The organism is Hyphomonas polymorpha PS728 (genome assembly GCF_000685315.1).
GTDB classification, from domain to species: domain Bacteria; phylum Pseudomonadota; class Alphaproteobacteria; order Caulobacterales; family Hyphomonadaceae; genus Hyphomonas; species Hyphomonas polymorpha.
Genome location: NZ_ARYM01000003.1, coordinates 177,468 through 200,190 on the forward strand (window position 1 = coordinate 177,468; position 22,723 = coordinate 200,190).

The 22,723-nt window shown below is 60.3% G+C and carries 15 protein-coding genes; 12 read left to right on the top strand and 3 right to left on the bottom strand.

Annotation, left to right across the window (positions count from 1 at the left end):
- The first annotated feature begins 13 nt into the window (after positions 1-13).
- The 12 genes from HPO_RS03770 to HPO_RS19550 all read left to right on the top strand — a co-directional run bounded on the left by HPO_RS03770 (position 14) and on the right by HPO_RS19550 (position 20,011).
- A complete protein-coding gene (locus tag HPO_RS03770) occupies positions 14-565 on the top strand; it encodes a CinA family protein (protein WP_051612236.1) in 552 nt (183 codons plus the stop codon).
- The gene (locus HPO_RS03775; RefSeq protein WP_035594651.1) at positions 562-1,584 is read left to right on the top strand and encodes an SDR family oxidoreductase; all 1,023 of its coding nucleotides are present in this window, start codon (positions 562-564) and stop codon (positions 1,582-1,584) included. The genes HPO_RS03770 and HPO_RS03775 overlap by 4 nt, the downstream gene beginning before the upstream one ends.
- A 74-nt stretch (positions 1,585-1,658) precedes the next feature.
- Complete coding sequence (locus tag HPO_RS03780; RefSeq protein WP_035594654.1) at positions 1,659-3,440, top strand: glycoside hydrolase family 15 protein; 1,782 nt, start codon at positions 1,659-1,661, stop codon at positions 3,438-3,440.
- A gap of 336 nt (positions 3,441-3,776) precedes the next feature.
- Positions 3,777-6,794: a response regulator gene (locus tag HPO_RS03785; RefSeq protein ID WP_051612256.1), complete on the top strand. Its 3,018-nt coding sequence runs from the start codon at positions 3,777-3,779 to the stop codon at positions 6,792-6,794.
- Complete coding sequence (locus tag HPO_RS03790; RefSeq protein WP_035594658.1) at positions 6,791-7,654, top strand: CheR family methyltransferase; 864 nt, start codon at positions 6,791-6,793, stop codon at positions 7,652-7,654. The genes HPO_RS03785 and HPO_RS03790 overlap by 4 nt, the downstream gene beginning before the upstream one ends.
- On the top strand, positions 7,644-9,479 hold the full coding sequence (locus HPO_RS03795) for a response regulator (RefSeq protein WP_035594661.1): 1,836 nt from the start codon (positions 7,644-7,646) through the stop codon (positions 9,477-9,479). Before HPO_RS03790 ends, HPO_RS03795 begins: the two co-directional genes overlap by 11 nt.
- A gap of 295 nt (positions 9,480-9,774) precedes the next feature.
- Complete coding sequence (locus HPO_RS03800; RefSeq protein WP_206742117.1) at positions 9,775-10,407, top strand: TetR/AcrR family transcriptional regulator; 633 nt, start codon at positions 9,775-9,777, stop codon at positions 10,405-10,407.
- A gap of 149 nt (positions 10,408-10,556) precedes the next feature.
- The gene (locus tag HPO_RS03805) at positions 10,557-12,833 is read left to right on the top strand and encodes a TonB-dependent receptor (RefSeq protein WP_035594665.1); all 2,277 of its coding nucleotides are present in this window, start codon (positions 10,557-10,559) and stop codon (positions 12,831-12,833) included.
- A 4-nt stretch (positions 12,834-12,837) separates the two neighbouring features.
- Positions 12,838-14,205, top strand: coding sequence for a spinster family MFS transporter (locus HPO_RS03810; protein ID WP_035594668.1), 1,368 nt, complete (start codon positions 12,838-12,840; stop codon positions 14,203-14,205).
- The gene (locus tag HPO_RS03815) at positions 14,202-15,848 is read left to right on the top strand and encodes a carboxylesterase/lipase family protein (RefSeq protein WP_035594670.1); all 1,647 of its coding nucleotides are present in this window, start codon (positions 14,202-14,204) and stop codon (positions 15,846-15,848) included. The genes HPO_RS03810 and HPO_RS03815 overlap by 4 nt, the downstream gene beginning before the upstream one ends.
- A complete protein-coding gene (locus HPO_RS03820; protein WP_035594673.1) occupies positions 15,845-17,461 on the top strand; it encodes an AMP-binding protein in 1,617 nt (538 codons plus the stop codon). The genes HPO_RS03815 and HPO_RS03820 overlap by 4 nt, the downstream gene beginning before the upstream one ends.
- An 18-nt stretch (positions 17,462-17,479) precedes the next feature.
- Positions 17,480-20,011, top strand: coding sequence for an FG-GAP-like repeat-containing protein (locus HPO_RS19550; RefSeq protein WP_051612237.1), 2,532 nt, complete (start codon positions 17,480-17,482; stop codon positions 20,009-20,011).
- On the opposite strand, the gene phnE is transcribed toward HPO_RS19550, so the two are convergent.
- The 3 genes from phnE to HPO_RS03845 are packed head-to-tail and all read right to left on the bottom strand — an operon-like array spanning position 20,012 to position 22,721.
- Positions 20,012-21,019, bottom strand: a complete 1,008-nt coding sequence (phnE, locus tag HPO_RS03835; protein WP_035594676.1) for a phosphonate ABC transporter, permease protein PhnE — start codon at positions 21,017-21,019, stop codon at positions 20,012-20,014.
- A complete protein-coding gene (locus tag HPO_RS03840) occupies positions 21,016-21,801 on the bottom strand; it encodes a phosphonate ABC transporter ATP-binding protein (protein WP_051612238.1) in 786 nt (261 codons plus the stop codon). The genes phnE and HPO_RS03840 overlap by 4 nt, the downstream gene beginning before the upstream one ends.
- Positions 21,798-22,721, bottom strand: coding sequence for a phosphate/phosphite/phosphonate ABC transporter substrate-binding protein (locus tag HPO_RS03845; RefSeq protein WP_035594679.1), 924 nt, complete (start codon positions 22,719-22,721; stop codon positions 21,798-21,800). The genes HPO_RS03840 and HPO_RS03845 overlap by 4 nt, the downstream gene beginning before the upstream one ends.
- Positions 22,722-22,723: the final 2 nt, after the last annotated feature.

Here is a 22,723-nt window from a genome sequence, read left to right on the forward strand (position 1 = left end):
TAGGGAGGTTTCAATGCGGCCGGTTGAAGAGGGTGAGCGACTGGCTTTCCGGCTGGCGAAGGATGTATTGCAGGCGGCCGATATCACTGGGGTCAGCTTGGTGACCGCTGAAAGCTGTACCGGCGGCTACATCGCATCTCTGCTGGCAGGTGTTGAAGGTCTGAGCCATCAGTATGAGGGCGGTGTTGTAGTCTATTCGGACCAAACCAAAATTGCGCTCTTGGGCATTTCACCCGAAGCCCTGTCGCGGCATGGGTCGGTGAGCCGGGAAATTGTCAGCGAGATGGCGGTGAGAATCCGTGGTCTTACCTCTGCGCAGCTCGCGCTGGCTGTGAGCGGGAATACAGGCCCTCGCGGTGAAGCAGAAAATGGGCGGGTGCATATCGCGGTCGCAGACACCAGCGGCATACAGCATCGATATTATGAACTCGGCGATGTCGATCGGTACGAGGGCCGCTGGCTCGTAGCCATTCAAGCATTGGATATGCTGTTGCAGGCATTGACGGCCACGGAACGTCAAGCGTCCCGCAGGGAGGCTGGCGTGCTCAAGCAGGACGTTGGATGAGAAGGCGGCAAGAGAATTTTACGGGCAAGGTGGTTGTCATCACGGGGGCGTCGGCAGGCGTCGGCCGCGCCACAGCGATTGCCTTTGCCCGCGCGGGTGCTCATCTGGCCCTGATGGCGCGCGACGCTCGCGCGCTGGATAAGACAAGGCAGGAGGTGGAGGCGGCGGGCGGCTCCGCACAAGTATTTCCGCTGGATGTGAGCGATGCGCATGCAGTCTCGGTGGCTGCCGCGAAATGCGAGGCCGCATTGGGGCCCATCGATATCTGGGTGAACAATGCCATGGTCACCGTTTTTTCCAAGGTAGAAGATCTGACTGCGGAGGAGGTTGAGGCAGTCACCGCAACCACGTATCTTGGATATGTGCACGGCACGATGGCCGCTCTAAACAGTATGCGGCCGCGCGGACGGGGGCTGATTATTCAGGTTGGGTCGGCGCTGGCTTACCGGGGTATCCCATTGCAGGCGGCCTATTGTGGCGCAAAGCATGCTATCCGCGGCTTCACAGATTCCCTCAGGGCGGAATTGATTGCCGACGACTGCGGTGTACAGATTACCGCACTACATCTTCCGGCAATCAACACGCCGCAGTTTGACTGGGCCCGTTCGCATCGAAAGCGTCTGCCCCGGCCAGTGGCACCGGTTTATGAGCCGGAAGTGGCCGCAGAGGCCATTTTGCACGCCGCACGCCGGCCGGCACGGGAATATTGGCTCGGAAGCAAGACGCCGCTCCTGATCATGGCGAATACGCTCTTTCCGGCTCTGATTGATCGTCAATTGGCCGCTGAGGCTGTGACCGGTCAGGATCGTCCGCGCAGCCGTCTACCGGGCCGCAAGGACAATCTGGAATCGCCGGTTCCCGGCGGGCATGGAGTAAGGGGGGCATTTGGCAGAGAGGCAAAGCCACGCGCAATGATTGTATCGGAAACCCGGATCCGGGCAGGATGCGCCATTGGAGGTGGGCTCCTTCTGCTCGCCGCTGGGATAGGTCTCGGCCGGTACTTTCTCCAGCAGCGCTGAAAATCCTCACCCGGAATAAAATGCCGAGACGAGCCCGCGCTCGGGCCGGCAATGATCAGAGGAAACACGGTAGATTGGTACATAGCACACCCATTGAAGACTACGCCTTGATCGGCGATTGCGAGACTGCTGCTCTGGTTGCGCGGAGCGGGTCCATAGACTGGCTCTGCTGGCCGAGATTTGACTCGTCTGCCTGCTTCGCTGCCCTCCTCGGCGCGCCGCAGCATGGGCGGTGGAAGCTGTCGCCCGCCGCAAAGGTCGTGGAAACGCGCCGCAGATATGCAGGTGAAACTCTGATCCTTGAAACCCGCTTTGAGTGCGCGGAAGGGGCGGTCATCCTGACGGATTTCATGCCGGTACGCAGACAGCATGAGATTTCCGAAATTGTGCGGATTGTGACAGGCGTCAGGGGGAGCGTGCCGATGCGGATGGAGCTGGATATCCGCTTTGATTATGGCCGGATCCGTCCCTGGATGACCTGGGAAAAGGGGCGGATGCGTGCGGTCGCCGGGCCCCATGCTGTCTTTCTTGCTCTGCCGGATAAGCTGGAAAGGGCCGAAGAGGTTGAACGACTGGAATTCACCGTCTCCGCGGGAGAAAGTGTGCCTTTCACCCTGTCCTATGAGGCATCCCATCTTCCGGCGCCCCGGGCCTGTGATCCGGAGGGGGCCCTCAGAGATACCCACCAGTTCTGGTCTGGCTGGGCCGAAAAATGCCGGTATGAAGGTCCCTGGCGAGAAGCGGTCATGCGCTCCCTGATCACTGTCAAAGCGCTGACTTACCGGCCGACAGGCGGCATTGTCGCGGCGCCGACAACTTCATTGCCAGAGAAGTTCGGCGAAGAACGCAACTGGGATTACCGCTATTGCTGGCTGAGAGATGCTTCTTTCTGCCTTCTGTCGCTGATCAATGCCGGATACCGAGAGGAGGCAGAGGATTGGTGCAACTGGTTGCTGCGGGCCATCGCCTGCGACCCGGCCGGCGTGCAGCCTCTTTACGGACTGGGGGGCGAACAGCGGATATCTGAACAAACCCTCGACTGGCTCCCGGGCTATGCCGGTTCGCGTCCGGTGCGGATCGGGAACGCAGCTTACGACCAGCTCCAGATAGATGTCTTCGGGAACATTCTCGATGCGGTATACCAGGCGCGGCTGGCTGGCCTCTCCCTACATGCCGACTGGACCAGACTGATCCCGCAATTGCTGGATCATCTTGATGAGGTCTGGACTCAGCCCGATGAAGGCATCTGGGAAGTGCGTGGGCCGCCCCAGCATTTCGTGCATGCAAAGATGATGGCATGGGTTGCCTATGACCGGGCGATCCTGCTGGCGGAAGCGTTTGATCAGCCTGGGCCGGTGGCGCACTGGCGGGACCAGCGGTCGCTGATCCGTGCAGAGATAATGCAGCGTGGGTTTGACCGGGAGCGGGGTGTCTTCGTCCAGGCCTACGGGCGTCCCAGCCTGGATGCGGCGCTTTTGCTGATGCCTCTTATGGGATTCCTCTCCGCCGATGACCCGCGGATGGTGGCGACCGCAGAAGCGATTGAGCGTGAGCTTTCCCGTGCTGATCTGGTCCACCGGTATGACACAGATGAAGCCAGTGATGGTCTATCTTCAGAAGAGGGCGCCTTTCTTGCCTGCAGTTTCTGGCTGGCTGACAACAAGCTGAAACAGGGAAAGCGCGAGGCTGCTGAATCTCTCTTCAGGCGTCTCTTGTCTTTGCGTAATGATGTAGGGCTATTGGCCGAACAGTATGACAGCGAGCGAGGGGCCATGACCGGCAATTTTCCACAGGCATTCTCGCACTTCGCCATGATCGATACGGCGTTGCGGCTGTCAGGTCATGAAGAATGCTGAAGTGTCTGTGGGGCGAAAGCAGAGCGGGTCGCTTCCGCGCCCCGGTTTGACCAAGACTGGCCCTGAAAATTTTTTTGATGTGGGCGGGGAACCGGGAACAGACTTCTGCGTTCAGTCACGCGTTTACTAAATGTTTGCATGGGGTCTTTTCAGGTTTTGCCTTACCTTTCAGGGCCTGCGCCGGGGAATCCGGTGTGGCGGAAGGGGGTGAATAGGCTGAGCCACCGGCAATTTAATCAGGATGGACCGGTGCAGATTTTACCTAAAGACCGCAAAGAACTTGGCGCTTTGGCGGGGATCTTCGCATGCCTTGCCGGTGTCTTCATTCTGGATCTGATGACCCCGCTGGGGTTCGCTGTTTGGATTCTGTACCTTCTCCCCCTGCTGCTCGCTTTTCGTGGCAATGAGCCCACGGCGCCCGTAGTTGTGGGCGTCCTGGTATGGGTCGCTCTGGCAACGGGTTATTATCTGGGCGCCGATGGCATCAATCCGGAGATTGCCGGGATAAACCGGCTCATGGCTGCCGTCATCGTAGCCGGCGTAGCGCTCGCCGGCCGGGCCTTGATTCTGGGCCGCAACCGCTTGAGGGATGCCGACTGGGTACAGAAGGGCGAGGTGGACATCGCCCGCGCCGTTCAGGGCGACCTGACGCCCCGCACCCTCAGTAACCAGGCACTTGAAGTGCTCGGCGCACGTCTGGGGGTCCGAGCAGCGGTCATCTATGAGTGCGGGGCGCGAGGTCTTGAGCGTGTCGCCACCTGGGGCGCCAATGCCGATGCGCTGCCCGAAGTGGTCCGGCCGGGCACGGGACATCTCTGGCGCGCCGTCAGTGAGGAGCGGTTGATCGAGATCGAGGCGACCCCTGAAACTGCGCTTGGTTGGATGTCCGGTCTGATGCAGGGCCGGGCCGCCTACAGCGCCCTGGTGCCCCTGCACGATGACAGCCAGATCAATGCGGTTCTCGAACTCGGCATGGATAGAGCCCTTACCGAGCGGGATCGCCGGATGCTGGAGCGTGTCGCCGAAAAGGTCGGCATTGCATTCCGGTCGGCGCTTTACCGGTCCCAGTTGCAGGAATTGTTGGAGGAAACCCGCCGCCAGTCTGAGGAGCTTCGCAGCCATGGCGAGGAACTCGCGGCGACCAATGAGGAGCTGGAAGAGCAGACCCAGGCGCTGAAGGAAAGTCAGCGTATGCTGGAGGAACAGCAGTCCGAACTGGAGGAACAGAACGCCCAGCTGGAAAGCCAGACGCAGGAGCTGGAAGAGCAGCGCGATGCCCTGGTCCGCTCGCGCCAGGCACTGGCCGAGCAATCGGAAACCCTGGCGCGCGAGAGCCGCTACAAATCCGAATTCGTGGCCAACATGTCCCACGAACTGCGCACCCCGCTGAACGCCCTCCTGATCATGTCGCGTCTGCTTGCCGAAAATCGCGGTGGGACGCTGACCGAGGAGCAGATCCGGTGGGCTCAGACAATAGAAAGCTCGGGAAAGGATCTCCTCGCCCTCATTAATGACATCCTGGATCTCTCGAAGATTGAAGCCGGCCGAATGGATCTCTCCGTCAACGAGGTTGATCCGCAACTGGTGGCAAGGAAGCTGGTGCGCAGCTTTGAGGCGCAGGCGAGGTCAAAAGGCATCAGCGTTACCGCAGAAGTTGCCGCCGACGCTGGTATGCTGCAAACGGATGAAGTTCGCTTGGAGCAAGTGCTCCGTAATTTCCTGTCGAATGCTCTCAAATTCACCGAAAAGGGCAGGGTGACGCTCGCTGTGCGCGCCCAGGGCGGCGATATTGCATTCTCGGTGAAAGATACCGGTATCGGTATCGCGCAAACCCAGCAGGACACTATTTTTGAGGCCTTCCGGCAGGCTGACGGCACGATTTCCCGCCGCTATGGAGGCACTGGCTTGGGCCTGTCCATTTCGCGGGAACTTGCCGACCTGCTTGGCGGCACAATTACGCTGGACAGCGCACCCGGCAAGGGCAGCACCTTCACGCTGACCGTTCCGAGAAACATCGCCGCTCAGGCCAATGCGGCACCGGAAGTGGCGCCGCCGCCGCTGCGCGAAGGGATCGCGTCCGGTCCGGCCAAAGAGATATCTGATAACAATGCCCCACTTCATGCGCTTGCTGGACTGGAAGATGACCGGGCACACATCGCCGAAGGTGACCGGATCATGCTGGCGGTGGAGGATGATCCGGCCTTTGCGCGGGTGTTGTATGAACTGGCGCATGAGCTGAAATTCAAATGTATTTGCGTTGGCCGCGCAGACGATGCGATTCGGGCCGCACGGAAATACCTGCCGCAGGCGATTGTGCTGGATGTCGGGCTCCCCGATCATTCCGGCCTGACGGTTCTGGACCAGCTGAAACGCGACGTGGCGACACGGCACATCCCCGTTCACATGGTGTCGGCTGATGACTACACCCATGAAGCGCTATCCCAGGGCGCCATCAGCTACATGCTGAAACCCGTCCAGCGCGCAGATCTGTCCCAGGCGATGCAGAAGCTGGAGCAGCGCCTCGAACAGAGAATGCGCAGTGTGCTGATCGTCGAAGATGATGAAATTCAACTCGAAGGGCTGCAGGCGCTTCTCGGGAATGACGGTGTTGAGACCGTTGGTGCGACTACGGCCGCAGAAGCCCTTACCGCGTTCCGCGAGCGTAATTTTGACTGCATCGTCCTCGACATGACGCTGCCGGATGCTACTGGGCTCGACCTGCTCGAAAAGCTCGCCGCTGATGAAGATACAAGCTTCCCGCCCGTGATCATCTATACCGCGCGCACGCTCAGCGAGGCGGAGGAGCAACGGCTGCGCCGCTACTCCAAATCCATTATTATCAAGGGTGCAAAATCGCCGGAGCGCCTGATCGATGAAGTAACATTGTTCCTGCATCAGGTGGTGTCGGATCTGCCGGCCAAGCAGAGGGAAATGCTGGCCGCTTCGCTCAACCGGGACGCGCTGCTGGAAGGTCGCCGTATCCTTGTCGTTGAGGACGATATTCGCAATGTCTATGCGCTTACCGGCATATTTGAGCCGCATGGGGCCACCGTCCAGATAGCACGCAACGGCCGCGAGGCGCTGGACGTCCTTGGGCGGATCGCTGATGGAGCGCAGCCGCGGGTAGACCTTGTGCTGATGGATGTGATGATGCCGGAAATGGACGGTCTCACTGCCACGCGCGAAATCCGCAAGATTGACCGGTGGAAATCCCTGCCGATTATCATGCTGACGGCCAAGGCAATGGCCGAAGACGAAAACCAGTGCCTTGCCGCCGGCGCAAATGACTATCTGCCCAAGCCGGTGGATGTCGACAGGCTTCTCTCATTGACCCGTGTGTGGATGCCCCGATGACGACTGCGGCGATTACTTCCGCATCGGTGGAAATGGTCGAACTGGACCTGTTCCTCGAAGCTCTTTTCCGGCGTTACCATTACGACTTCAGGTCGTATTCGCGGGCCTCATTGCAGCGCCGGGCAGAGGTGGCCTGCATGCGCTTGAATTGCCCAACCCTGTCCGATCTGCAGCGCCGTCTTCTGCATGAGCCTGATGTGCTGCCGGAGGTGATCGACGCAATGACGGTTCAGGTCAGCGCCCTGTTTCGAGACCCTGAATTTTATCTCAGCCTGCGGCAGGATGTGATCCCCTATTTGCGCACTTTTCCCTCGATCAAGGTTTGGGTTGCGGGTTGCGCGGATGGGGAGGAGCTCTATTCGCTCGCTATCCTCTTCCGGGAAGAAGGCCTGTTCGAAAGGACCGTATTCTACGCCACGGAAATCAATCGCCGTGCGTTGGCGAAGGCGGAGACGGGTGTCTACGACATAAGCCGGATGACGGAGTTTTCCCAGAACTACCAGCAATCAGGCGGGCGTTCCTCGCTCTCGGATTACTACACTGCCGGGTATGGCCGCGCTGTGTTCGACCGGACCCTGCGCAGCCGGACGGTATTCACGGAGCATAATCTGGCGACGGATCAGGTTTTCTCCGAAGTCCATCTCGTATCCTGCCGGAATGTTCTCATCTATTTCGATCATGCGCTGCAGGAACGGGCAATTGGCCTGTTTGCGGAGTCGCTCGCGCGCGGAGGGTTCCTTGGTCTCGGCGCGCATGAGACATTGAGATTTTCCGGCCACGCACAGGCTTTCATTCCATTTGATGAGACCCAGCGCATCTGGCGCCGTTCTGCCGTTCAGGAGGTACACCATGCCCGATAAAGCCATCCGCTTCCTGATCGTAGATGATATGGTCGAAAATTTGATGGCGCTGGAAGCGCTGCTCCGCCGAGACGGGCTGGAGGTCCATCAGGCGCAGTCGGCGGCTGAGGCGCTGGAGCTTTTGCATGTCAATGACTACGCCCTGGTGCTTCTCGATGTCCACATGCCTGAAACGGACGGGTACGAACTGGCAGAACTGATGCGCGGGGCAGAGCGGACGCGTCTTGTGCCGATTATCTTCGTGACCGCTGTGGAGAAGGACGAAACACGACGTTTCAGGGGCTATGAGGCCGGCGCCGTCGATTTCATTTTCAAGCCCATTGATCCGGTTATTCTGAAATCCAAGGCAGAAGTTTTCTTCCGCATCGGCCAACAGGCACGCGATCTTGCAAAGCAACGCGATGAAATGCGCGCCATCGCCCAGCACCGTGACCAGGCAATGGCCCGGCTAAGGGCGCATACGGATAATTCTCCGCTTGGCTTTGTCGAACTGGATGGCGGACTGGTGATACGCAGCTGGTCACAGGGGGCCGAGCGGATATTCAGCCGGCCCGCCCGCCATATGCTTGGTCAGGCCCTCAAGGCGAGCGGATGGCTTCCGGACGAAGCCACGGAAACGTTGAAAGGGTGGGTCGATGAACATAGCGACTCTGATCGCTCGCTGCGACATAGCCTCGAGGTGGTTGCAAGAACGGCTGATGGCCGTGAAGTGACCTGCGAAGTTTATGGGTCTGTGCTGATCGAGGCGGATGGACAACATCGTTCGCTGAGCCTGCAGGTGCTCGATATATCCCCGCGGCGGCAGGCCGAGGAAGTGCGCTCGCTGCTCATCGGGGAACTCAATCACCGTATCAAGAATACACTCGCCAATGTTCAGGCGATTGCGCGTCAGACCTTGCGCCAGTCCGCAGATCTTGCGGAGTTCGATCGCAGCTTTTCAGGGCGGCTTCAGGCCCTCGCGCGGGCGCACTCGATTTTGTCGGATGCAACCTGGTCCAGCGCGCCTCTGGATGATCTCATCGAAGACCATATCCGGGCCGGCACGCTGGCAGCGGATCGCCTGCGCCGCACTGGGCCAACGGTCGAAATTTCTCCCGAGAATATGCTCCGCATGGCGCTCACCCTGCATGAGCTGACCACCAATGCCCAGAAATATGGCGCGCTCTCGGTGCCGGGTGGCGAAGTTCATCTCGACTGGAAACTGGAAGGAGAAGGGCTTGTGCTGCGCTGGCAGGAAAAGGGTGGCCCGCCCGTGACCGCGCCTGCTCGCACTGGGTTTGGTCTGACGCTGATTGCGTCCAGTGCCGGGGGCGAGGAAGGAACCGTTGCCGCTGAATGGAGCCGTGAAGGTGTCGTATGGACCATCCGTCTCCTGAGGGGTGTCTCGCCCCTTAAAGGCGTGCCGGCAGCGCCCAAGCCTTCTTCCGTCTTGGCCGTCGCGCCCGGGGAGGAGCTCGCCGGCCTCCACGTACTGGTGGTAGAGGACGAGCCGCTGGTTGTGCTCGACCTGACACATGAAGTCGAGGACGCCGGAGCTGAAGTGGTCGCCGTCGCAAGAACGCTTTCGGAGGCGCTCGATGCCGCCAACGGCGACGGAATAGACCTGGCCATTCTCGATGGTAATCTCCGAGGTGAGAAGGTGGACGCCGTCGCTGAACTGCTGGCACGGCGTGATATCCCGTTCTGCTTTGTGTCCGGCTATGGACCCGAGCATCTTCCGAGCGCATTCCGCTCTGTGCCAGTCATACAGAAACCGTTCAGTTCAGCGGGCCTGCGTGCCGTCCTTCGCCGCTTGGCAAAACCCCGGCAAGCTCAGGTGGCCTGACGGACTTGCGGCACTTTGAGCGCCGGGCTGGGGCGCCAGCTAAACCGGGATTGAGGTGCGCAGATCTGCGGCCTGGAGGCTGTGTTGTCGCAATCGGGCTTCAACATAGACCCGCTTGATTTTCCTTACGGATACGTGGGTAATCAGATGGAGAAACCTGATACGTGCAGGTGCAGCCCTGTCGGCTAGACATCCGGGCAGCCCCTGTTCCTGTTGAACTGACGCCGGAGAAGGCATGACATCCGAAACTAAAAAACCACCAAGACGGTCGAAGAAGGCCGAGCAGAGAGCAGAGATGACTGAACAGATTCTCGATGCTGCCGAGTATCTGTTTTCCATCCACGGCCTGCATGGTGTCACGCTTCGGGATGTCGCCAAACGCGTTGGCGTCCACCACAGCCTGCTGAACTATTACTTCACCGACAAGCGAGAGCTGTTTGACGAGGTGTTCAAGCGGCGCGCCGAAGTGACCCGGTCGCTGCGCATGAAGGCGCTGGACGAATATGAGGCTTCATGCGGTGGAAAACCGACCGTGGAGGGCGCGCTGCGGGCGTTTCTGGATACTGACCTGGATCTCTACATCCAGGGCGGAGAAGGCTGGCAGAACTTTGCCAGCCTTGGCGCGCAGGTGGCCAATACGCCGCTCGGCGCCGAACTGTTCGACGAACATTTCGACGAACTGGTGCTGCGCCTGGTGGGCATTCTGAAGCAGGCGCTTCCGGAGTGCGATGATGTGGATATCTTCTGGGGCTATCACTTTGTCACCGGCGGATTGATGCTCACCCTGGCCCGGACCGGCCGGATTGACCGCTTGTCCGGCGGGCTGTGCAAGTCCGATGACTTCGCGGCAGTCAAAGAGCGGATGGCGCGGTTCATGGCGGCGGGCTTCATCGACATCTGCAGACAGTCGGCCGCTTCGCGCGGCTGACGGCGGTGTTGGAGCGCTCGCAAGAAGAGTGAGTTTGTCCGGTTCGAAAATAATATTCACTCACGGGTGAGTGAATATTGACAGTGCGCCCGGAATGGCGCACCAAACTCCCAAGCGCCCATCAACGAGGCGCCTCAGGGAGGATCATCATGAAGATCAGAATTCTCGCTTCCGCGAGCGCGGCAGCCGTTCTTTCCATGCTTGGAGGCGCAGGCGCCCAGGAAGCCGGGCAGGCACCAGTCCGGTCAGAAGAGCCGGAGGCGCAGCGAAGCCTCGACAAGGTTGTGGTTACGGCCACGCGGCGTGAGGAAAGCCTGCAGGATGTCCCCCTCAGCGTGACGGCCTACCAACAAGAGGCCCTGACTGAGAAGGGGATTGTCAGCTATGATGGCCTTGCCCGCGAAACGCCCGGCGTTGTGATCAACCAGCCGACTGCCAACTTCAACAACTTCACGACCCGCGGTATCGCCACCAATGGCTATGGCGCCAATCTCCAGGCAGCCACTGCCATCTACATCGATGAACTGCCGATTTCGTCGAACGGAAACTCGACCATTCTTGACCCGACACTCTATGATGTGGAGCGTGTGGAAATCCTGCGCGGTCCGCAGGGCACGCTGTTTGGCGCGAACTCGCTATCCGGTGCTGTCCGTATCCTGACAAAAAAACCCAACACCAAAGAATTCGAAGCTTCCGCGCTGGTTGATTATGGCCTGACGGACGGCGACGCGTTCCGCCAGCGGTATAACGGCATGGTCAACATCCCGCTGGCTGAAGACAAGCTGGGCCTGCGCGTTGTCGGCTTCTATCGCGACGAAGAGGGCTGGGTCGATAATATCGGCACCGGAATCGAAGGCGCCAACTCGCTGACTTCCTATGGCGGCCGCGCGATCTTGCGCTGGGAACCGACCGACGCGCTCGATATGCAGCTGATGGTTATCCATGAAAACAGCCAGCCGGATGACTCCGGGCTGACCAATCCAAACCGCGGCGAGTTTGTTCGTCTGACGGACCGGCCGGACCTTTTCCAGTCTGATTTCACCACCTACAATTTCGCGCTCGACTATGATTTCGGCTTTGCCAACCTCACCAGTTCATCGACCTACTCGAATATCGATGGGAAATTTATCGTCGACCTCGCCGGCACGTTCGGCCAGCTGATTCCGTTCGCTCTGGATGCAGTCGGCTATGATGAGACGTTCGTGCAGGAGGTGCGCCTGGCTTCCGCAGATGGCGGCAACTGGGACTGGATCATCGGCGGCTTCTATTTCAACAAGCGCCGCGACATTACCTATGACTACCGCTCGTCTCAGGAATTCCTTGATACACGCGGTCTCACCGGCTTGCCGGATGAATATTACCTCCGCTTCACCAGCTATTTTGACCAGTTCGAAACGGCAGGCTTCGGTGAGCTCACCTACCGCTTCTCGGACCAGTTCTGGATGACCGGCGGCGCGCGCTACACAACGACTTCGGTGCAGAGCTTCACCAATGAAGGCGGCTATAACAGCAACTATCTGGCGCTCGCCCTTGGTGGGGCCACCAATGTTCCGATTACGGTGTTTCCGGTGGCTGCCGTGGAGGGTCTGAAGGTCGAAGGTGACAAGCTCTCCTATAAGCTCAGTGCTTCCTACAAGCCTGTCGACAATGTCACAACTTACGCTTCTATTTCGACCGGCTTCCGCTCCCCGGTGGCCAACGCACGCGCTGGCGCTGTCAGTATCGTCAATCCGAATGATCTGGTCATTCCAAACGGCGCAGAATCCGACTCGCTGACAAACTATGAAGTTGGTGCGAAAGGCTACTGGCTGAACGGCAAACTGGCGGCAAATGTCGCGGCCTACTACATCGACTGGCAGGACATTCAGGTGCAGGCAAACCGCCTGTCAGACCAGGTTCAGTTCGCAACTAATATCGGCGGCGCGGTCAGCAAGGGTCTCGAATTTGAAATTGCGGCATATCCGGCGAAGAATTTCAGCTTCTTCCTCAACGGATCTCTGAACGATTCTGAAGTCACCGACGTGACACCGACAGAGGCCGCCATGTCGGGGGCCGAAGAAGGCATCTCGCTTTCCTTCCCGACTTTTCAGGGTTCGGCCACGGTCCGCTACGACTGGAGGATGGGGGGCGAGACCGATGCGTTCGCCGCGGCAACTGCGGCCTATGTCGGCGATTTCCCGGGGATGTTCCCCAACGTACCGGGTAACCCGAACCTCGTCGCTCCAACCTTCGATTATACGGATGCGTACACGGTTGTGAATCTTCAGGCCGGGATGTCGCGCGACCAGTGGAAGGCTGTTGCCTATGTCGAGAACGTTCTGGACGACAGCTCTATTACCTATGTCCACCCGGAAGCTTTCCTTGACGGGCGTTATGCAAGGCTCCGTCCTCGGACGGTCGGTGTCCGCCTGAGCTATGAGTTCTGAGCCGATGTCCGGCCCAGACAGCGCGGTACAGGCCGCCTCCCCGCCCGGAACCGCTGTCCCGCCGGCCGCGCCCTATGCGCGGCCGGATGGGAAGGCCTGGTTCGTTCTCGTGGTTCTGTGTTTTGTCTATGTACTGAACTTTCTGGACCGGCAGATCATTTCCATCCTCGCCAAGCCCATTCAGGATGAACTCGGCATTACAGATGGTCAGCTTGGCCGGATCACCGGCCTCTATTTTGCGCTGGTCTATTGCATCCTGGGCATTCCCGTCGCCTGGATTGCAGACCGCACGAACCGTGTGAAAGTGCTGTCGTTTGCCTGTGCCATCTGGAGCGCAGCGACGCTTTTCTGTGGCCTCGCGCGCAGCTATCCGCAGCTGGTGGTGGGCCGGCTGGCGGTCGGCGTTGGAGAGGCGGGTGGTGTGCCGCCATCCTACGCCATCATCTCGGACTATTTCCCTCCGGGGCGGCGCGGAACAGCGCTGGCCCTGTTCAATTTCGGCCCTCCCATCGGCATGGCGCTCGGTGTGGCGTTCGGTGCCTCCATGGCGGCGGCATTTGACTGGCGCATCGCGTTCATCTCGCTCGGCGTGGTTGGAATAACCACCGCGCTGTTTGTGTATTTCTTCGTGCCTGAGCCTGAAAAGGGAAGGCTTGATGCCCCGCCATCAGCACCGGCCGTTGAGGCATCCGCAGGCAAAATACCTTCGGCAGGATCCGGCTTCTGGAGCACGATACGGATGTTCTTTGCACGGCCGGTTTTGATCCTCACGGCGCTGGCCAGCGGCGCTATCCAGTTTGTCACCTATGCCACGCTGAACTTCACGACGCTGTTCCTGATGCGCGAGAAGGGTATGACGCTACAGGAACTGGCGCTGTATTATTCGATCCTTCTCGGGGTCGGGGTTGCTGCCGGCATGTATGTATCTGGCTGGCTGGTCGACCGGTTTGGCCAAAAGTCAAAAGTTGCCTATGCGCTGGTGCCGGCTATCGGCCTGGCGGCGGCCATTCCCTTTTTCCTCGGTTTTGTCTGGGCGCCCGGATGGCCCCTTGCGCTGCTGTTCCTGATCGGGCCGACTTTCTTCAACTATTTCTATCTCTCGCCAGCCGTCACCCTGGTGCAGGAAGAGGTTCGCCCGGATCAACGCGTGCTGGCCGGCGCTCTGCTGCTGTTGATCATGAACCTTATCGGCCTCGGTCTTGGGCCGACCTATCTCGGCATGGCGAGTGACATGTTCAGAGTGGCAAACCCGGAAAACTCGCTCCAACTTGCATTCTACACACTGACACCGTTTTACGGTCTGGCGGTCCTCCTGTTTCTTTGGCTGGCCCACGCAATCCGGAAGGAAGAAGCGCAGAGGACAAAGCCATGAAACGCATGAATTCTATTCTTGCAGGCCTCACGGCCGTGCTTCTGGCTACTTCGTGTGCAACGCAGGCCGGCGGCGCTGTTCCTGTCATCAGCGCTCCGGCTGGCATGATAGCGGGAACCACGACGGGAGATGTCACGGTCTACAAGGGTATTCCGTATGCGGAGGCGCCTGTCGGGGAGCACCGCTGGAAACCGCCTGTTCCAACTGCCCCCTTCGAGACGGTATTTGCCGCCTCTGACTTCGGTCCGGCCTGCATCCAGCCGCGCCCCAGAGAAGGCAGCATTTATGCCAATCCGCCCGAAACGGTGAGCGAAGACTGCCTGACACTCAACATCTGGGCGCCGGCAGACGCCGCATCTGCGCCTGTGATGGTGTGGATACACGGCGGCTCTCTCACCGCGGGTTACTCGGGTGAACCCCTCTATGACGGAACAGCCCTGGCTGAGGCTGGCGTGGTACTGGTGTCGATCAACTACCGGCTGGGCGTGCTGGGCTATCTCGCCCACCCGGAACTCAGCGCCGAATCGCCTGAGGGTGTGTCCGGCAATTACGGCCTGCTGGATCAGATCGAGGCGCTGCGTTGGGTCCAGCGCAATATTGCAGCCTTTGGTGGGGATCCCGCCAACGTCACGGTTGCCGGCGAGTCTGCCGGGGCGCTGAGCGTAATGTATCTCATGGCGGCGCCGGATGCCCGGGGGCTTTTTCACAAGGCGATTGTCCAAAGCGCCTATCTCATTCCGACGCCTGAATTGAAGACGGCGCGATATGGTCATTTCGCTGCGGAGGATGTGGGCAGCTACATTGCCCAGGCGACTGGCGCAAACGATCTTGCCGGTCTACGCGCACTGGACGGTGAAACTCTGACGGCTGCCGCGGCGACAGCAGGGTATGCGCCCTGGGGCACAGTTGATGGCAGAATCCTGAAACGGCAACTCGTCGACACATTTGATGCTGGCGAGCAGGCTGGCGTGCCTATTCTTGCCGGGTTCAACAGCGGGGAAATCCGGTCCATGCGGTTCCTGATGTTGCCCGTGCCGGAAAGCGGAGAGGCGTATGAAGAGTCCATCCGAGAACGGTATGGGGATTTGGCCGATGAGTATCTTCGGCTTTATCCGTCCTCTGATCTTGTAGAGGCAGCTCTCGCCGCGCCGCGCGATGCGCTCTACGGCTGGACGGCAACGCGGTTGGTGCGGGATCAGGCCGCGCTTGGCGAAGCGGCCTATCTCTATCATTTCGATCATGACTATCCGGCCGCCTCGGCGCTGGATCTGAAGGGGTTCCATGCCGCCGAGATCCCCTATGCGTTTGGAAATCTCCGGAAGACGCCGCGTTTCTGGCCCGAAATACCAGAAACTGCAGAAGAGCAGGCGCTTTCCGATGGCATGCTCGGCTATTGGGTTTCATTCGCGCGGGATGGCCGGCCTGCGGTGACTGGCGCTCCGGAATGGCGCCCCTTTGCGCCTGGCAAAGCGTATATGAGCTTTGCCGGAACGCCCCGGCCGGCCAGCGATCTCGATCCCGGCATGTTCGATCTGCATGAGACAGTCATGTGTCGGCAGCGCGCGGAGGGATTGCAGCTCTGGAGTTGGAATATCGGCGTGAAGGCACCTGTCATCCCGCCCTCAGGAAATGACTGCCCATGAATGTAGACAGTATGCAGGCCTATGACCTGACCCTCGATAAATTCCTCAGCCATGCCGCCAAATGGCATCCGGATGCGGAGCTTGTCACGGCTGGGGATGTGCTGGGCGCGGCGAGTGACAGGGCAGGCTATGCGGCGCTGGAATCTCGGTGCCGGGCAGTTTCGGGCCTCTTGTCTCGCTTGGGCGTGAAGCCTGCAGATCGTGTGGCGACGCTTGCCTGGAACACTCGCGCGCATGTCGAGGCATGGTACGGTATCATGGGAATGGGGGCAGTATGCCACACGCTGAACCCACGTCTGACGGCCGAACATCTTGCCGCGATGGTGACCCAGTCTGAAGCGCAGATACTGATCGTGGACGGTGATCTTGTGCCCTTGGCTCGCCAGGTGGCCGAGCAGGTGCCTGGGATCAGGCAGATACTGGTCATCAATACGCCTGAGGCGGAGGAAAGCCCGGAAGCAGGCCTTTCGACGGTCGCGTCATTGGAGACGCTGCTGGCCGAAGGAGCGAACGCGTCGGTGGTCTGGGGGGGATTTCCCGAAACGGCGCTCTCGGGCCTCTGCTTTACCTCCGGCACAACTGGCGCGCCCAAAGGCGTCGCCTACACCCATCGTTCCAGCTATCTCCATACGCTCCGTGTCCTGCAGGCCGATGTCATGGCGATTACGGCGCAAGATGCCGTGCTGGCCGTGGTTCCGATGTTTCATGCCAATGCCTGGGGGCTTCCTTTTGCGGCCCCTGCGGTGGGCGCCAAGCTCGTCCTGCCGGGGCGGCGCAGTGATGGTGCCAGCCTGGCCCGGCTTATCAGCGAAGAGAACGTAACCATCGCTGTCGGCGTGCCCACCGTCTGGCTGGGGTTGATCGATTATCTGGATGAAACAGGTCTACGGCTGCCCTCCCTGAAGCGTATCATTGTGGGCGGCGCGCCGATGCCGCCCGCGCTGATGCAGCGGCTGGAGGAAGGACTTGGCATCATCGTGCAGACAAGTTGGGGGATGACGGAGCTTTCTCCGCTCGGCGTGATCATGCCGCCAGATGCGCCTATGCGCTCCCACGAGTTCTCTGGCCGCCCTGCCATCGGCATGGATCTCCTCATTACCGATGCCAGCGGAAAACCCCTACCACGGCAACGCGGCGCCGAGGGACATCTCAAAGTGCGTGGTCCATCCGTGGTCGAGCGGTATCTTGGGCAGGATCAGTCTGCTGCTGGTGATGATGGATGGTTCCCAACCGGCGATCTGGCACGGATCGACGAAGACGGACATCTTATCATCACCGGGCGCGCCAAGGATCTCATAAAATCTGGCGGGGAGTGGATAAACCCGGCTGAAATAGAAGCAATCATCAGCGCATTGCCGGAAGTGTCGCTCGCCGCTGTGATTGGCCAGCCGCATCCCAAATGGGGCGAGCGTCCGCATCTGATCGTCGAACTCCGCAACGACAAGGAGATAGATGATGATACTCTTCTGGCGCCGCTCGAAGGAAAAGTGGCAAGCTGGTGGATTCCTGATACCGTGATCCGCCTGTCCTCAATGCCACTGGCTGCCACAGGCAAGATCGACAAACAAAAGCTCAGGGCTGATTTCGGAGTCTTACAGGCTTACCTTCCGTGAGCAAAAGGAAACTGGCCGATGAAATTCATCTCCTGTCTGGCATCCGCCGCCCTACTGCTGGCAGCCTGCACGACCACCCCGGCCGGTCTCAAGGGTAACCCGCTTCCGGAAACCCTTCCGGGCTGCTCTCAGGCCATCGCCTATTCGCAAGCCCATCGCGGCCTTTCCGTCCTTGTGCTGCAAAACGGAGATGTCGTCTGCAGCACGGGAGGGGCGAGCACTGAAACGCCATATGAGCTCTGGTCCGGAACGAAGAGTTTTGTGGGCGTCCTCGCGGCAGCCGCGGTTCAGGACGGTTTGTTGTCCCTGGATGAATTCGCCGCAGACACATTGCCGGAATGGGCCGATGACCCGGTTAAATCTCGCGTCACGCTGCGGCAAATCCTCTGGATGGTGGAGGGCCAGCCCAGCGAGATCGGAAATCCGCCAGGGTATGCCGGCGCGGTCGACGTTGGCTTCAACGCGGCGCCCGGGGAGCGGTTCCAGTATGGCCCTGTGCCCATGCAGCTTTTCGGCGAGATCATGCGCCGCAAGCTTCTGGCCGCGGGGCTGGACGCAGATCCGCTTGCCTATTTTGACCGGCGTATTCTTGGCCCCCTGGGCATAACCGGCTATCGCTGGCGGCAAGGCACAGATGGATATCCACTGATGCCCCAAGGCGCGCTGATGTCCGCGCGTGAATGGTCCGTGTTCGGTGAGTTCGTTCTTCGCGGCGGCTATAGCCCGGATGGGACGCTGCTCGTTGCCCCGGATGCTTTCGCCGAAATGTTCGAGGGAAGCGAAACGAACCCGGCCTATGGCTTGACCTGGTGGTTGGCCCGTCCGTCGTCATCTCCTGATCCGGTAACGCGTGGGTCTGACCTCCGCCAGAACCTTGACCGGTTTCCGCCTGATCTTGTCCTCGCTTCGGGGGCGGGCGGACAGCGTCTTTATCTCATCCCCTCGCGCGGCCTGGTGGTCGTGCGGCAGGCGGACCTTGACTTTGAAGCGCTCCGGGCCGGGCGGGGATCAGACTGGAAGGACACAGAGTTTCTGAGCCTGTTGCTGGGCGATACCGAGACGCCGAGGCCACCCCCAAACGTCGCCGAAATGATGACGCAGGCCCGGTCGCCCGATGGCCATTTCATCAGCTGGCGCGAACATCTGATTGATGCGGAAGATGTGAATGGCGGTGTGGCCATTCGCGGCGGCGACGGGGTTGCGATGGCTGACCTGGATCGTGACGGAAAGGCAGACATCGTGTCGGTGCATGAGGATTCCGGACATATCCGCATCGCTTTTGCTGGCACGGGTCCGCAGGACTGGCATCTGGTAACGCTGGGCGAAGGCGCCATGGTCGCCGCCGTGGAGGATGTCGCAATCGGCGATCTGAACGGGGATGGCTGGCCCGACATCATGGCGGCGTGCGAAGAAGGCCACCTCATCTATTTCGAAAATCCCGGGCCGCAGGCGCGCTCATTGGCCTGGTCGTCAATCATCCCGGAGGTGACCACGGGACGAGGCTCCTGGCTGCGCGTGTTCCTGGCTGACCTGAACGGAGATGGCCAGCTTGACGTTACCGCAGCAAACAAGGGTGGCACGAATATAATCGCTCCTGAAGACCAGGAGCGCATCAAAAGCACTACCTCATTGTTCCTGCTGGATGGGCCGCCTCTGGATCAGAGCTCCTGGCGCGAGCAGGTTCTCCTCAGCGATGAAATCGCCAACACCGCCCAGCCTGTAGATGTCGATGGGGACGGCGATCTGGATGTGCTCGCTGCAGCCCGGAACAGGCAGGAAATATTCATCCTGGAGAACCGGTCGGTGCGTGCCGATGGCACCCTTGATATGACCGTGCACAGAATTAATATCAGAGCTGCATTTGGCGTTCCGAGCGGGTGGGAGGCGCGTGCCAATGCCTTTCAGTCCGACTGGGCCGACCTTGACGGTGATGGCCGGCTGGATCTGGTCGTGAATGTCCTTGAGACGGCGCCAGACACACCGGTGCACATGGGCTTGGCGTGGCTGAAACAACCTGAGTCCCTCGGCCAGCCCTGGATCATGCGCCGTATCGGCGACGTGATGCCGGACTGGATAGCCGGTCTCAACCTGGCGGACATTGACGGCGATGGATACCTGGATGTGATCACGGGCGGATATTCGGGGCTGAACATTCTGGCGGGTACATTCTCCGGCGCTCCCCGGCTGATGGATGATCCTGAGGCGACACCCTCGGATACGCTTGGACGGATGGCCTGGTTCCAGAATCCGGGGGCGGAGGAGGGCGCCTGGACACGGCATGACATCTCCCGCCGGGTGCGCGGCATGTATGACGCATGGATAGCCGTCGATATGGATGGAGATGGGGATCTGGACTTTGTGTCGACACGCGGCAATAGCGGCGCGCTGGATGGCGTGTTCTGGATAGAGCAGATGCGTAGTCCGGCGCCGGCCCGGAGTTTTACACCCGCCCGGCCCGTGGACAGCCAGGAAATGCCTCTGCCGCCAAAGAACTGGCTGAAGCAGTACCGGCGCGATCAAACATACAGGCCAGCAGACAATACGGACTGATCAGATCAGGCGCCGGCGCACCTGGCTGGCGAACGCATCCAGGGCGAGCACGGTGGCGAATATGACCAGAAGGATGGTTCCCACATGCCCATATTGCAGCATGTCAAACCTCCCCTTCAGCTCCTGTCCGACGCCGCCCGCTCCCACGATTCCAATAACTGTCGCCATACGGATATTCCGGTCCACCACATAAAGCGTAAGCGCCACGAATGAGGGAACGACGTTTGGCAGGACTGCCAGGCGGAGTACCGTCAGACGGCTTGCGCCGAGTGCGGCCAGCGCTTCCTGTGGGCGTACATCTGCGGTCTCCACGTCGTCTGCATAGAACTTTCCCAGAAATCCGATGCTGTGAAGCGTGAGGGCAAGAATGCCCGCAACAGGGCCGAAGCCGAACAGAAGCACCAGAAACAGCGCGCTCACGAGTTCCGGTATGGTCCGCAAAAGCGAAACAAGGGAGCGTGCAGCCGTGCGGACTATGTGGTGCGGTGTAAAGTTCCGTGCGGCGAGCGGCATCAGGCAGAGGCTGGCCAGCATCGCGAAAAGACTCGCCCAGATTGCCATCTCTATTGATTGGAGCATCTTTCCGCAGACATAGAGCAGATAACCAAATGGCTGCACCAGATATCGCTCTGTAATCTCGCGCGTCTCGATCTCGAGGGTTTCAGGGTTCAGCGCCGTTTCGTGCCGCGTCACCTCTTCAATGCGCGAGGGCCAGGCGCGCGTTTCACTACCCGCTTCCAGAGGCGTTCGCTCGTCCATCACCAGCGGGAACATCTTGTCTTCGATCGAGGCGAGCCCGCGCCCGATCTGGGAGCTGTCAGACCCCGTGCCGATATTGGCTGCAAACTCCTGCACATTGCGTACAAAGACGTTCAGTTCCACGCGCGGCGCCGACCATACAAGAAACGCAAAGCAGGCCAGAACGGCCAGCAGTGTCCGGCTGCCGTAGACCGGCTTTAACCGCCACGCCTCAGGCGGGCGAAGATCGCCGGCAGCATTCCGCGTCATGCTGTAACGCTCCGTTTAAGGATCGGTTCGGGTGTGTGGGGGCTGTCGGAAAGTGCGTGCGGAGCGCCGTCAAACTCTTTGTGCCCGGCTTTGATAACCAAAATCCGGTCTGCAAATTCACGTGCCAGGTCCGTCTGGTGCAGCGAGCAGAGCACCGCGGCGCCGCGTTCCTTCGCCGTTCGCCGTAAAAGGGCGATGATGTCGCGTGAAGTTGCCGGATCGAGACTTGCGACGGGTTCATCCGCCAGGATGATGGCGGGCCTTCCCATCAATGCCCTCGCAATGCCCACACGCTGCCGCTGGCCGCCGGAAAGCTCCCGCGCCCGGCGGTTTACATGGCTCTCGTCAAGCCCCACTTCGGCCAGAAGGCGGCATGCTTCGGCTTTCACAGCCGGGGGATAGAGACGCAGCATCAGCCGCCAGAGCGGCAGTTCGCCTGCCAGGCCGGCCATGACATTCTGGACGGCGCTTAACCGGTCGATCAGCCCATGGTCCTGATGCACCATTCCCAGTTTACGCTGAATCTGCCGGCGTGTGACCGAGGTAAGCTGGATGCCCTGCAATGTGATCTGCCCGGAAGAGGCGGGCACCAACCCGGAAATTACCCGCAACAAGGTCGATTTCCCCGAGCCTGACGGGCCAAGAATGACGCAGAACTCACCCGCACGGAGGTCCAGATCAATCCCCTGAAGCGCAATTATGCCGTTATAGGCTGCGCTTACGCCCGAAAGACTAAGTATGGCCGGGCTCAGGCTGGGGCCGGTGTTTCGCGCGTCCGTCACCGGTAAGTGCCCGCGCGCCGCACCAAGGCGGCCGTAAACGCGCTATCCACACCTGCTACGGGGCGAAAGGCGGTTTCAAAGTCATCGTCCGTGATCGTAATATCGTACCGGTCGACCCGCTTTCCGCCATATCCGCGAATATCATCGGCAGATATGCCGGGTTGTTCATGCAGAGCGCCAAGGGCGGCGCGCAGTCTGGACTTTACGGCTGGCGGCAGCGCTTGGGCCGACACCATCGGAGGGTTGGGAATAGGGGCCGAGCGTCCCACGATCCGAAAGCGGGATGCATCAATCGCGCCCGAATTTGCTGCGCGTTCGAACGATACGAACGACGCAGCGGCGCCGTCCACCAGGCCGTTGTCCAGGGCAACAAGTCCGCTGGTGTGGCTATCCCCGATGCGCACCTGAGAGAGATCCTTCCGCGGATCAATGCCTGCGTCCAGAAGTATGCCGATGGGAAAAACAAAGCTGCTTGCCGATTGCGGTGGGCCGAACGCCACAGACCGCCCGCGCAGATCCTGCGCGCTGGAAATGCCGCTGTCTTTCAGCGCAAAAATTCCCGCAAAATAGGTCGCGCTGCCATTGGTGGATTCCACGGCCAGCAACTCGGCGCATCCGCGATCACGGGCCTCGCGATAGGATGTCGGGCCAAGCCAGGCGACGTCCGCAAGTCCCGTGCACACTGCTTCGATGGCCGCCGCATAGCTCTGGCCAACGCGCACACGGAAGTGCAGGCCGCTTGTCTTGGTCAGCGCATTGAACAAGGGCAGGAAATCCGCCCGGGTGCCGTCTTCCGTGCCGCCATCCGCCGGGATCAGGATGACCTCCAGAGGTTGGCGGACGCTGCCGTCCCTCGCTTGGGCCAGCGCGGGGAGCGTCCCCAACATCCAGATGAATAGCAAAGCCGCAATGATGCGCATGG

Excerpts from the sequence above, each read along its gene's own strand:
- HPO_RS03770 (WP_051612236.1), top strand. The coding sequence starts at position 14 with ATGCGGCCGGTTGAAGAGGGTGAGCGACTGGCTTTCCGGCTGGCGAAG.
- HPO_RS03775 (WP_035594651.1), top strand. The coding sequence starts at position 562 with ATGAGAAGGCGGCAAGAGAATTTTACGGGCAAGGTGGTTGTCATCACG.
- HPO_RS03785 (WP_051612256.1), top strand. The coding sequence starts at position 3,777 with ATGACCCCGCTGGGGTTCGCTGTTTGGATTCTGTACCTTCTCCCCCTG.
- HPO_RS03790 (WP_035594658.1), top strand. The coding sequence starts at position 6,791 with ATGACGACTGCGGCGATTACTTCCGCATCGGTGGAAATGGTCGAACTG.
- HPO_RS03795 (WP_035594661.1), top strand. The coding sequence starts at position 7,644 with ATGCCCGATAAAGCCATCCGCTTCCTGATCGTAGATGATATGGTCGAA.
- HPO_RS03800 (WP_206742117.1), top strand. The coding sequence starts at position 9,775 with ATGACTGAACAGATTCTCGATGCTGCCGAGTATCTGTTTTCCATCCAC.
- HPO_RS03805 (WP_035594665.1), top strand. The coding sequence starts at position 10,557 with ATGAAGATCAGAATTCTCGCTTCCGCGAGCGCGGCAGCCGTTCTTTCC.
- HPO_RS03810 (WP_035594668.1), top strand. The coding sequence starts at position 12,838 with ATGTCCGGCCCAGACAGCGCGGTACAGGCCGCCTCCCCGCCCGGAACC.
- HPO_RS03815 (WP_035594670.1), top strand. The coding sequence starts at position 14,202 with ATGAAACGCATGAATTCTATTCTTGCAGGCCTCACGGCCGTGCTTCTG.
- HPO_RS03820 (WP_035594673.1), top strand. The coding sequence starts at position 15,845 with ATGAATGTAGACAGTATGCAGGCCTATGACCTGACCCTCGATAAATTC.
- HPO_RS19550 (WP_051612237.1), top strand. The coding sequence starts at position 17,480 with ATGAAATTCATCTCCTGTCTGGCATCCGCCGCCCTACTGCTGGCAGCC.
- phnE (WP_035594676.1), bottom strand. The coding sequence starts at position 21,019 with ATGACGCGGAATGCTGCCGGCGATCTTCGCCCGCCTGAGGCGTGGCGG.
- HPO_RS03845 (WP_035594679.1), bottom strand. The coding sequence starts at position 22,721 with ATGCGCATCATTGCGGCTTTGCTATTCATCTGGATGTTGGGGACGCTC.